This is a genomic window from Tardiphaga sp. 866_E4_N1_4, from assembly GCF_052076075.1.
Classification (GTDB): domain Bacteria; phylum Pseudomonadota; class Alphaproteobacteria; order Rhizobiales; family Xanthobacteraceae; genus Tardiphaga; species Tardiphaga robiniae.
The window spans coordinates 6,710,103-6,721,573 of the sequence record NZ_CP197242.1 but is presented as its reverse complement, the minus strand read 5'-3'; the positions used below and the strand labels follow the sequence as shown (position 1 = coordinate 6,721,573).

General features: G+C 60.4%; 8 protein-coding genes. 1 reads left to right on the top strand and 7 read right to left on the bottom strand.

Translation table 11 applies throughout. The features are described from left to right. Positions 1 to 346: 346 nt before the first annotated feature. The 7 genes from AB8B20_RS32035 to AB8B20_RS32005 form a co-directional block, all read right to left on the bottom strand. Complete coding sequence (locus AB8B20_RS32035) at positions 347 to 691, bottom strand: hypothetical protein (protein ID WP_089268234.1); 345 nt, start codon at positions 689 to 691, stop codon at positions 347 to 349. A gap of 125 nt (positions 692 to 816) precedes the next feature. After that, positions 817 to 1,854 (bottom strand): transglutaminase-like cysteine peptidase, encoded by a 1,038-nt coding sequence (locus AB8B20_RS32030; protein WP_439071092.1) that lies wholly within the window; start codon positions 1,852 to 1,854, stop codon positions 817 to 819. A 224-nt stretch (positions 1,855 to 2,078) separates the two neighbouring features. Then, complete coding sequence (locus tag AB8B20_RS32025; protein ID WP_116660556.1) at positions 2,079 to 3,413, bottom strand: HlyD family type I secretion periplasmic adaptor subunit; 1,335 nt, start codon at positions 3,411 to 3,413, stop codon at positions 2,079 to 2,081. Further along, positions 3,400 to 5,586 carry a type I secretion system permease/ATPase gene (locus AB8B20_RS32020; RefSeq protein WP_089268213.1) on the bottom strand — a complete coding sequence of 729 codons (2,187 nt, stop codon included), beginning with the start codon at positions 5,584 to 5,586 and terminating at the stop codon, positions 3,400 to 3,402. Before AB8B20_RS32020 ends, AB8B20_RS32025 begins: the two co-directional genes overlap by 14 nt. 216 nt (positions 5,587 to 5,802) lie before the next feature. After that, positions 5,803 to 7,386, bottom strand: coding sequence for a TolC family outer membrane protein (locus AB8B20_RS32015; protein WP_439071091.1), 1,584 nt, complete (start codon positions 7,384 to 7,386; stop codon positions 5,803 to 5,805). Between the two features lie 393 nt (positions 7,387 to 7,779). Then, positions 7,780 to 9,192, bottom strand: a complete 1,413-nt coding sequence (locus AB8B20_RS32010; protein WP_439071090.1) for a mannose-1-phosphate guanylyltransferase/mannose-6-phosphate isomerase — start codon at positions 9,190 to 9,192, stop codon at positions 7,780 to 7,782. Positions 9,193 to 9,201: 9 nt separating this feature from the next. Then, complete coding sequence (locus AB8B20_RS32005) at positions 9,202 to 10,200, bottom strand: NAD-dependent epimerase (RefSeq protein WP_439071089.1); 999 nt, start codon at positions 10,198 to 10,200, stop codon at positions 9,202 to 9,204. A 256-nt stretch (positions 10,201 to 10,456) separates the two neighbouring features. Here AB8B20_RS32005 and AB8B20_RS32000 point away from each other — a divergent pair, with 256 nt between their 5' ends. Further along, positions 10,457 to 11,470 (top strand): MraY family glycosyltransferase, encoded by a 1,014-nt coding sequence (locus AB8B20_RS32000; protein WP_439071088.1) that lies wholly within the window; start codon positions 10,457 to 10,459, stop codon positions 11,468 to 11,470. Position 11,471: the final 1 nt, after the last annotated feature.

Genomic DNA, 11,471 nt, shown 5'->3' with positions numbered 1-11,471 from the left:
ATGACTTCTCATATCACACTGAACAACGAAATCAGCTCACAACCACAGGCACCTCCGCCAATATTGGACGGGCGTCTGAATTTGCTTTCGCAAGCCGATATCGACAGCGGCGCGAACCGCCGCATAGTGGTCGCCCTTCGCGAGCAAATTTCGAAATGGGACAGTTGCTTAAAGCGCATTCGCGTCACGGCCAGATGGCAAGGTCGCCATTTGCAGTGCGCATTCCGCGAATCGCTGGGATCGCGGACCTGTTCTCCGGACACAGACGTGAAGCAGCAAGCTGCGCAGATAAGCAACTCGCTATCGCAGGACTGCTATCGCACGAGATAATTGATAGGATAAAAGTCTAGATGCGGGTAACGACGCACGCGACCGGGCTATACTTGGCCCGATACAGAAGCGCGTGCTCGCGAATGCCATCCAGCCATACGCCACGGCCTGCATAGCGATATCCCTCACCCATCGGGATCAGGCGAACAGGCATTGCACGGTGCGGGGTCAGGTACAGGTGGCCGGTGACGATATCACCGGGAAAGGTCACCCGGCCCGAGGTCAGCTTGTAGACCGCCCCATTCTGACAATCGACGGAGAATGCAGCGCCTGGAAGCAGGCCTTCGGCATGCGAGACAGTTGCACCGGAAGCCATTCCGGCCGCCACCAACAAACCCAACAGCGTGTGCTTGAAGCGCATCTCAATCCCCTCGTCGACCTCACCCTGGCGGCATTAAGAGCCCAAGATGCACGGAAGTACAAGATCGCGAAGCGCATAAAACGTCGATATCAGACCGATTGTCGACGTTGTGTTGTCGAACTATCTCAGAGAGCCAGCGGCAAGGAAGAGCCGCCGCCGAAGCCGTCCACCTCGGCCGCGGGCAACATGTCGGTTTCGCTCTCATGATGCGGACGCGCGGCATAGGGCGCGGCGAACAGGCTGACGCCTTTGTGGTCGATAGCGAAAAGCGGCATGAAATGCGGCAGATCACGTGTTTCCGACAGTCGGGAGTAGCGATTGTCGAGAACCAGCCAGCGTCCATCGACACGGACGGTCAGCACCGCATGGTCCTGGCGCACCGCCATGTCACGCACCAGCATCATCTTGATATCGGCCTCCGGCACGCCCGCTGCGACCAGCATGGCGAATTTGGCGATCGCATAATCTTCGCAATCGCCGATGCCCGCAGACAGCGTCTCAAGCGGCGAACTCCACAGATCGGCGACGCCGTGCTGCTGATAGTCTCCGACATAGCGGATCGCATAGTTGACGTCGCGATTGATCGCCTCGACGCGTGTGCGCAGACCCAACTCCGCGGCGGAACGCGTGACGGCGACAAACTTGCGCGCACCGGCGGCGCAGTTCTCGCTATCAGCCTTGCAATCCTCGATCGATTTCAAGTCGGCGCGCATACGCGCTTCCACACCGCGCCATTTCGTCCATAGCAGCCCTTCAGGCGCGCGGAACGTGAACAGGCCGAACGGCTCCTCGCTGGTGGCAGGCAGGATCGCGGCCGGAGACGGCGCATCGCTGATGACCTTGGCATCTGATCCCTGCGACGCGTCCAAGGATGCGAGTTCGATATTGCCGGGCTTTGCACGGTTCTCGCTGTCGCGCTTGGCCAGCACCTGGTTGATCGTGAAGAACCGAACCGGCGGCGCGGTCATGCCCGCGTTCGGCGTATCCATGACAGGGCGTTCAAGCACCGTCTTCTTCGCGCGTGACTTTGCAAATGCTCCATCGCAAGCGCTGACGCTTACGACACCGGCGAGCACGAACCCCAGCGCACGCGGGAATGCCCGCGTCTGATCGATACGCAACATGACTGACGCCCCGTTGTCCGGAGCATCGGCCGACGTCATTGCGTCGATCCCCGTCCGGATCTTGTGGCATCAGGGATAAATCGGGGGCTGCTTCAGGCCGGTTAAAACACGTCAACCAGTGCTTGTATGTCGTTGAACGCGCTCAATCGCCTACCAACGCATTCGCTCGAATTTTAGCGAAGCCTGCGTTTTAAGAGTTCGTTGACTCTAATGGACTGGGAGCAAGGTAACATACGGAGCAGCGGAGATGCTCCGTAGCGCTATCAGCGTTCACGAAACGCCTCGTCGCGCAGCATGCGCGCAGGCTTCACGAGATAATCCAGCACCGACTTCTTGCCGGTCAGGACTTCGACTGTCGCTACCATGCCGGGAATGATCGGCAGCGGCTGCTCGGCAGTGCCGAGGTGGTTCTTTTCGGTACGCACCATGACGCGGTAGAACGTCTCGCCGCGCTCATTCTTGTCGCCCTTCTCGTCGGTGATCGTATCGGCGCTGATACGTTCGACCCGGCCGTGAAGCGAACCATAGACGGAGGAGTCATAGGCGCTGAGCTTTACCACCGCCTCATGGTCCGGACGGATGAAGGCGATGTCCTGCGGACGAATGCGGCCTTCGACCAGGAGCGTATCCTCAAGCGGTACGATCTCCATCACGCTGGCGCCAGGCGCCACGACCGCGCCAATCGTTGTGACGTTGAGTCTGTTAACGATGCCGTAGACCGGCGAGCGCAGTTCGGTGCGCCGAACGCGATCCTGCGCGGACTTGATGTTCTCGTCGAGCACCGCGAGATCGCCGCGCGATTTCGCAAGATCATCCTCCGCCGTGGAACGAAATGCCGTGGTGATATTCAAAAGCCGCGACTGCGCTTCCTTCACGGCAGCCTCGGTCTTGACCATGGTTGCCTGCACCACCGCGAGCTGGCCGCGCATGTCGGTGGCCTGCCGGTCGGACCGCAGCATCTCGATCTCGGGAACGACCTTTTGCTCATAGAGCCGGCGCGTCAGCAAGGTTTCGCGGGTCAGCAGCGTCAGCGTCTCGGAGAAGCGGGTTTCCGACGCACGGAGCTCGTCGATTTCCTTTTTCTTCTGCCATTCCTGCTGGGCGATCACGTCGATGTCCTGCGCAAGCTTGCGCATATGGGCGTCGAACACGCTGCGTTCGGTCTGAACCGCACGCGGTGCAAGCTTTGTGAGATCTTCCGGAAACTCGACGCTGGTCTTGCCGAAGGTCTCTGCTTCCAGTCGGATCACGCGGGCAGCCATGGCACCACGCCGCTCGCGGATTTCGCCAAACTGCGCCGCGAAGTTGGTATCTTCGATGCGGGCAAGCGGCTGATCTTTCCTGACGATCGCGCCTTCCTGGATCAACAATTCGCTGATGATGCCGCCTTCGAGCGATTGCACCACCTGGGTCTGGCGCGACGGCACCACCTTGCCATTGCCGCGCTTCACTTCATCCAGCACCGCGAAATGCGCCCAGAGCAGGAACACGACGAGCAGACCGGTGACGGTCATCAACAACATCCGCGCCGTGCGCGGCGTGCGCATTTCCATGGCCGCACGAACGTCGTTCGAAAATGCGAAATCAGACTGCGACATTGACCGGCCTCCCCGCGGCTTGAGGAGCCTGCGGCTGCGGACGCAAGCGCGTCAGGATCTGATCGGCGGGACCGTCGGCGACGATCTTGCCGTTGTCGAACACGAGGATACGATCGACCAGCGACAGGAGCGACGGGCGATGCGTCGAGACGATGATCGACATCTCACCCTTGGCAAGCGTCTTGAGGCGATCGAGAAATTCACCTTCACTGCGCACATCGAAATGCGCAGTGGGTTCGTCGAGAAACAACACGCGCGGCTTGCGGATCAGCACACGCGCGAGGCCGATCGCCTGTTTCTGGCCGCCCGACAGGCTACGGCCGCCTTCGGCAACCATCATATCGTAGCCCTGCGGATGACCGGCGATGAAGGTCTCGACGCCGGACAGCCTTGCAGCAGCCAGCACTTCCTCATCGGTCGCATCGGGACGGCCCAGCGTGATGTTGTCGCGCAGCTTGCCATAGAACAGATCGGTGTCCTGCAGCACGAAACCGATGCCGGCGCGCAAGTCCGCCGGATCGTATTGCCGGATATCGATGCCGTCGATCAGGATGCTGCCTTCGCTCGGCGGATAGAACGCCGTCGCCAGACGGCCGACCGTGGTTTTGCCAGAGCCAACCCGGCCGATGATGCCGATCTTCTCACCCGGCTTCACGTGGAAAGAGATGCCATCGAGGGCTTTGGCCGGGCTGTTCGGATAAGAAAAGCTGACATTGCGGAATTCGATGCTGCCCTTGGTGATCTCGCGGGCCACGAAGATTTTTTCCGGCGGCCGCTCGCGCTCCGTCGCCATCAGGCGATCGATCGAGCGCAGCGCCGACATGGTCTGTGTCGCGCGCGTCATCACAGCCGCGATGCCCGCGATGGGACCGAGAATGCGGCCCGATAACATATTGGCGGCAACCAGCGCACCGACCGACAGCTTGCCGTCGAGAATGAGGAACACACCGACCACGACAAGCAACAGACTGCAGAGCTGCGTCGCCACGCTCGCACTGGTCATCGCCAGTGACGACCAGAACTGCACGCCTTCGCTGGAACGTGCCGTCGCTGCGACGGAACGTTCCCACACTGTCTGTACCCGGCTTTCACCGGCGACAGCGCGAACGGTCTCGATGCCGTTCAGCGACTCGATGAGGATGCCGTGGCGTGCGGCCGATTCCGCCTGCAGGCGCTTCATCGCCCGATCGAGCGGCCGCTGGATCAAGAGACCGACGAGGATCATCACTGGCAGCATCGCCAGCGGGATCCAGGCCAGCGGCCCGGCAATCACGAACAGCACCGCAATGAAGATGATCGCGAATATCATATCGGTCGCCGAAACGACCGTGCCCGACGTGAAGAATTCGCGCACCGAGTCGAAGTCGCGCATCTGATTGGCGAGAATGCCGACCGAGGGCGGACGCTTGTCCATCTTCAGCGCCATCACATGTTCGAAGATGTTCGACGCCAGCACCACGTCGATCTTCTTGCCGGTCATGTCGATGATGCGGCTGCGGACCACCTTGAGCAGGAAGTCGAAAGCGATCGCCAGCGACAGGCCGATACCAAGTGCGACCAGCGACGGGATCGCGCCATTCGGGATGACGCGGTCATACACGCTCATGGTGAACAGCGGCGCGGCGAGCGCCAGCATGTTGACGATGAAAGCTGCAATGGCGACATGGCTGTAGTTGGAGCCGAACCGGCTGACGACGGACCAGAACCAGTGAGCCTTCGGCAGATCGCCGGCGGCGATCGCGCGCGGATCGCTGACGGACGCCGGACGGACGAAATAGACGAAGCCGGCATATTTCTCTTCGACGGCTTCGATGCGCTCCATGGCGATCGCACCGTCACCGACGGGGGTTGCCAGTGTCAGACGGCCACTCGCCAGATCGATGCCGCGCAGAATCCGCGTCGAACCGTCGTGAAAGAGAAGCACAGCAGGCAGGACCAGCGCAGGAATATCCTTGAGCGGCCGCTCGTTCAGTTCGGCCTCGAGGCCTGCCCGCTGCGCCGCGCGCTCATACAGAGCCGTTGTCAGCACGCCGCGCTCGACCGGGAGACCGGCAAGGAGGGCACTGCGGCTGACAGCTCTGCCGTGATGCGCGGCTAGGTAAAGCAGGCTGTCCGTTAACGGATCGGCATGCTGATGCTCGACCTCCGCTACGGGCGCAGCCGGCAGGTCCATTGCAATATCGAACTGGGGTGAGCGAATGTTCAATGCAGCCTCGGAAATTCCAGGCGCCTTGTATGACCCGTGCGCGGATCTACTGGCCTTATAAAATATGACTTGCCAGCTTTACAGGCGATCCTTGCGGAGCGCCTGTACTATTTCGCGGTTCGGACGAATTGCTGAACTTACGGTAAACCCGACCGCGGATTATAAATCCGCTTGCTTAATTGGTTAACGGCGTCCCGCAGAAGCATCGGCCGACACGCCGCCCTGCCCGACCTGGCCCGATGTTACGAACAATGCGTTGGCGTTCGACAGATCTTGGGAGGCCCAGCGATCACCGAACAGCACGACTTTCGGTTCCAGAGCCGCGGCGAAAGGTGAATTCCAGGTCTGGAAGGGCAGAACCGTATTGAGTGGTTCGGATCCCGGCTCCGGCGCCGTCAGCAGGATCGGCGGCAGGCGATACGGGATCAGACCGGATGCACGGCTCTCGATCGGCTCAGACTCCGGCGGCTTGCCGGTCTTCAGATAAGACAGCAACTGTCCCATAGCTGCCAGCAATTGATAGTCGGCGAACACCGTAACGCCGCGTGCAGACACCAGCGAGACGTTGGCGTTGAAATACTGATTCTGCGAGTTCAGTAGATCGATCAGCGTGCGCTGACCGAGCTCGTATTCCTTGTTGTAGGCCACGAAAGTACGGCGAGCCGCTTCAACTTCACGCACCAGCGCTGCTGCACGTTCCGTCGTGATCGTCCGCGCAGCCCATGCCTTGTCGAGCGACTCCAGCGCATCGCGCTGCAGGCGTGCATGGCGCTGCTGCTGCTCGATCATGCGTTCGCCGGCTTCGGCGCGCCTCCACGCATCCTGACCGCCGCGGAAGATATCCCAGCTCACAACAACCTTGCCGCTGACTTCGTCGCGATTGCCCGGATAGGTGATCGAATCCTTGCCGCGCAGCGCGCGGCCTTCCAGAGCGACGTTCGGAACGAATGCGCCGGCGGTCGAGTCAAAAGCGCGCTTGGCTGCATCGACATCTGCGCCGGCGGCACGGATCGTAGGATTGTACTTGAAGGCGACGTCGAGCGACTCGTTCTTGGTTGCCGGCATATCCGGCAGGCGACCGGGGAAACGCACATTGAACGGCTCAAGACCAACGGTCTTGCGATACTTGGCGCGCGCGAAATCGAGGCTGAGGCGGAAATCCGACAGCACGGCTTCTGCCGCAGCCACCCGCTCTTCCGCCTGCTGGGTATCGCCCTCACCGGCACGCCCGCCAGCGAAACGCGCGCGGACATTGGCGCGCAGTTCGAGATGAACCTTGAGATTTTGTTCGGCCAAAGCGACCAGACGCAAATAGCGCGTCACATCGACATAGGCTTCGGCCGCATCGAGCGCGATCAGTTCGGTCCGTTCAAGCACCCGGAACGCCGCAGCATCGACGCGCGCAGCCTGACGCCAGATGTCGTTGATCGACGCAAAGCCGTCGAACACCAGTTGGCGCACCGTAACCGACGCCTCGCTGCCGTTGACATAGGAGCCATTGCCGGCCGGGGCTGGAACGATCGCCCGGTTCAACATCTCGGGGCCGGTATTCGCCTGCAGCCTAATCTGAGGCAGCAAAGTACCTTGGGTCTGACGCAACTCGGCTTCGGTGGCGCGGCGATTGGCTGAAGCCTCGCCGACACCTGGGTTCGTCTTTACCGCCTGATTGATGGCGTCAAGAATGAAAAATGGCTCGGCTGCATCAGCGAACTTGCCGCTCGATCCCAGCAATACAACTACAAGGAAAATCTGTGCGATCTGCTTCATGGATTGAGCGCTAACAAGAAACGGAACTTGCCGCAATCCGAAAGCCACATTTTAGATCGAAAACTGACTCATTGTTGCAAGAATGCATTACCTTCTGCGGAGGCGGCACGGTCCGCTTATTCGCCGCGGCACTGTCATTTTTCGTCCCTGATTTCAGGCATTTATCAATTCCTAACAACAGGTTAACACGATTTCGTGAGAGGCAGAACCAACTCCAGGACGATGAATGCGCGCTGGGCGAGCCAGAGCGCGCACAATTGTGGCAATCATCGCTATTTCGTAAAATGGAAAAAGATACGGCATGAAGGGACCGTGGTAGCCCCTCGCCGCCATCAATTCGGGCGAATGCACGCTGTGGGTGCGTCGATTCGGGCGAGTATCGCCCGGATGCCGCTAGCGCCGCTTGTAGTCATCCTCGATGCGAACGATGTCGTCCTCACCAAGGTAGCTGCCCGTCTGCACCTCGATCAGCTCAAGCGGAATCTTTCCGGGGTTTTCCAGACGGTGCGTGGCACCGAGCGGGATGTAGATCGACTCGTTCTCGTGGACGGTCTTGATCTGATCGTTGATCGTCACCTTCGCGGTACCACGCACAACGATCCAGTGCTCGGAGCGATGGTGGTGCATCTGGAGTGACAGCCGCTCGCCGGCTTTCACCACAAGGCGTTTCACCTGATAGCGCTCGCCATCCTCAAGAGCCTGCACAGATCCCCATGGGCGATGCACCTTGAGATGATCCTCGGTGACCTGCGGCGCCGTGACCTTCAGCTTCGCCACAAGCCGTTTCAAGCCGTTGGCATCCTTCTGGCGGGAGACCAGCACGGCGTCGTGCGTCGCCACCACCACAAGATCGTCGACACCCTCCAGCGCCACCACCGGACCATCGCTGGCCACGTTGCAGTTACGCGAGTCCTCGAACACCGCCACGCCCTGCGCGGCATTGCCCTGCCCATCCTTGTCGGACAGTTCCCACACTGCGAGCCACGAGCCGACATCCGACCAGCCGCAGGACACCGGCACCACGGCCGCCTTCGTCGTCTTCTCCATCACGGCATAGTCGACAGAGATCGATTTCGCCTTCCCGAAAGCGTCCGCATCGAGCGTAAAGAAGCCGAGATCGCGGCCGGCCTTCGCCACAGCGCTGGTGATGGTCTCGACACTATCGCTGTCGACGCGGCGATATTCATCGAGCAGCATCCCCGCCCGAAACATGAAGTTGCCGCTGTTCCAGAGATAACCGGCCTCAATATAACCGGTTGCCGTCTGCAGATCCGGCTTCTCGACGAATTTGGCGACACTCTTCACCTCGCCGGAAAGCACCTGGCCGGGTGAAATATAGCCGTACTCGGTGGCCGGACGCTCCGGCTGAACGCCGAACGTCACGATATGCCCGGCATCGGCAACCACCAGCCCAGCCCGGCACGCCGCCACGAAAGCCGGCACGTCGCGCACCACGTGATCGGCGGCAAGCGCAAGCACGACGGCTTCCTCGTCCCGAGCCTGTGCAAAAGCAGCACCGGCGGCAATGGCCGGGCCTGAATCGCGCCGCGCCGGCTCGAGCAGGATGTCTGCATCGAGCCCGATCTCGGCGAGTTGTTCGCGCACCATGAACCGATAGGCGGCGCTGGTGATGACAATGGGACGATCGAACAAGCCAGCATCGGACACGCGAATCACGGTGTCCTGAAAGGTCGAGCGCGGCCCGAACAACGGCAGAAATTGCTTCGGGCGCCCCTCACGCGAAGACGGCCACAGGCGCGTACCGGCACCGCCACACATAATCAGGGGAATAATGCGCTTGCTCATCAGTCGCTCTCAACCCTTCGCGTTCAGATTACCGTAGTGGCTGCGATACCACGTCACGAATTGCCGAATCCCCTCCTCGATGGAGGTATCCGGTTTGAAGCCGACGTCACGCATCAGATCGTCCACATCGGCAAAAGTCTCAGGCACATCGCCCGGCTGCATCGGCAGCATCGTCTTGATGGCTTCCAGCCCGAGTTCTTTCTCAAGAACCGAGACCACATGCAAAAGGTCCTCCGGCTTGTGGTTACCGACATTGTAGATTCGTGCTGGCGCCTCGTCCTCGCTGCCCGTCGGCACATGATCAATCAGCCGCTCGACAGCACCGACAACATCATCCACAAAAGTAAAGTCGCGCCGCATGTTACCGTGGTTAAACAGCTTGATCGGCTGCTTGTCGAGGATCGCCTTGGTAAACAGGAAGATCGCCATATCAGGCCGGCCCCAAGGACCATAGACGGTGAAGAAACGAAGCCCGGTGGTCGGCAGGCGATAGAGATGGCTGTAGGAATGCGCCATCAGCTCGTTGGCCTTCTTCGTCGCAGCATAGAGACTTATCGGATTATCGACCCTGTCGCTGACGGAGAACGGTTTCTTCTTGTTGGCGCCATAGACCGAGGATGACGACGCATAGAGCAGATGCGCGCAGCCGTTGTGCCGACATCCTTCAAGGATATTAAGAAAGCCCTCGAGATTGGCATCGGCATAAGCGTGCGGCTGCTCGATGGAATAGCGCACGCCCGCCTGCGCAGCGAGATGAATGACAACTGGGAATTTGTATTCGCCGAACAACGCCGAGATCGCGGGTCGATCTGCCAGATTCGCCCTCACAAAGGTAAAGCGAGGCTGGCCTTCCAGCAGCTTCAGCCGCGCCTCCTTCAGAGCCGGATCGTAATAGCTGTTGACGCTATCGAGACCAACGACCGTGCGGCCTTCGGCCAGCAGCTGCCGCACCAGATGAAAACCGATGAAGCCCGCAGCACCGGTGACAAGAATGGGTTGTTCAGACATCGTGTCCCCAGACATTCGCCAAAAATCGCCACATTGCACGACGATCCGTGTCGCATTCCATTAGCCATCCGGGCGATGATGCTGCAACATTTCGGCATCGCAACATCCGATTGCGTCAGAAGCGCGGCCTTCGCCGCTAGCTATGCCGCAGAAACAGGATAAGAAGAGCCGCCGTGCATAACTCCGAACTATTTGTCGCATTGCGACCCAAATCCTCCCTGCAACGCATGTCATTTCCGCGATCAATGTCATCCCGATGTCGTCATTCGAATTGATTACAACCTTCGTCGCTCTGGTTGTGGCCGCCGTTCTGTCCGCGGTCTGCATCAAGGCCATTCATCCGCTGCTGATCCGCTACGCGATGGCGCGACCGAATGCCCGGTCGTCCCACAAGGTGCCGACACCGCAAGGCGCAGGCATTGCGGTGATATCAGTCACGCTCCTGGTTGCCGGGTGCTCGATTGCAGTTCTTCCCGTTTCAGCAATACCGGCACTGTGGGTAATGTTCGGGGCAGTGATCGTGATCGCGGCCATCGGCGCGATTGATGACCTGCGCCCGATTTCCGTGACGCCGAGACTGCTGCTGCAAGCCGTCAGTATTGCCGCAATCCTGTTCGCCCTCCCCCCGACACTGCAGATCGTGCCGGTTATTCCTCTCTGGATCGAACGCGGCTTGCTGCTGCTGGCCGCACTCTGGTTCGTCAATCTCGTGAATTTCATGGATGGGCTCGACTGGATCACAGTGGCCGAGGTGATTCCGATCACCGCGGCGCTGGTGCTGATCAGCTTCTCCGGGCAACTGCCGTTATCGACGGCGCTCATTGCCGCTGCGCTTTGCGGCGCCACACTCGGATTCGCGCCGTTCAATCGGCCCGTTGCGAAGATGTTTCTGGGCGACGTCGGCAGCCTCCCCATCGGGCTGTTGCTGGCCTGGTGCTTCCTGCAACTCGCCTATGCGCACCATCTGACTGCCGCCATCCTGCTGCCGCTGTATTACCTTGCCGACGCGACCATCACCCTGCTCCGGCGGCTGGCAAAACGCGAGCCGGTGTGGCTGGCGCATCGCTCGCACTTCTATCAGCGCGCGACGGACAACGGCTTCGCCGTGATCGAGGTTGTGCGAACGGCGTTCGTGCTCAATATCGGCCTGGCGGCACTGGCCGGCCTGTCGATCTATCTCCGCTCAGGCGTCGCCGACGCAGCTTTGCTTGTACTTGGCAGCATCGCCGTCGCCGCGGTATTGCGGGCATTCTCGACGCCGCGCCGCTAAT

Excerpts from the sequence above, each read along its gene's own strand:
- AB8B20_RS32035 (WP_089268234.1), bottom strand. The coding sequence starts at position 691 with ATGCGCTTCAAGCACACGCTGTTGGGTTTGTTGGTGGCGGCCGGAATG.
- AB8B20_RS32030 (WP_439071092.1), bottom strand. The coding sequence starts at position 1,854 with ATGACGTCGGCCGATGCTCCGGACAACGGGGCGTCAGTCATGTTGCGT.
- AB8B20_RS32025 (WP_116660556.1), bottom strand. The coding sequence starts at position 3,413 with ATGTCGCAGTCTGATTTCGCATTTTCGAACGACGTTCGTGCGGCCATG.
- AB8B20_RS32020 (WP_089268213.1), bottom strand. The coding sequence starts at position 5,586 with ATGGACCTGCCGGCTGCGCCCGTAGCGGAGGTCGAGCATCAGCATGCC.
- AB8B20_RS32015 (WP_439071091.1), bottom strand. The coding sequence starts at position 7,386 with ATGAAGCAGATCGCACAGATTTTCCTTGTAGTTGTATTGCTGGGATCG.
- AB8B20_RS32010 (WP_439071090.1), bottom strand. The coding sequence starts at position 9,192 with ATGAGCAAGCGCATTATTCCCCTGATTATGTGTGGCGGTGCCGGTACG.
- AB8B20_RS32005 (WP_439071089.1), bottom strand. The coding sequence starts at position 10,200 with ATGTCTGAACAACCCATTCTTGTCACCGGTGCTGCGGGCTTCATCGGT.
- AB8B20_RS32000 (WP_439071088.1), top strand. The coding sequence starts at position 10,457 with ATGTCGTCATTCGAATTGATTACAACCTTCGTCGCTCTGGTTGTGGCC.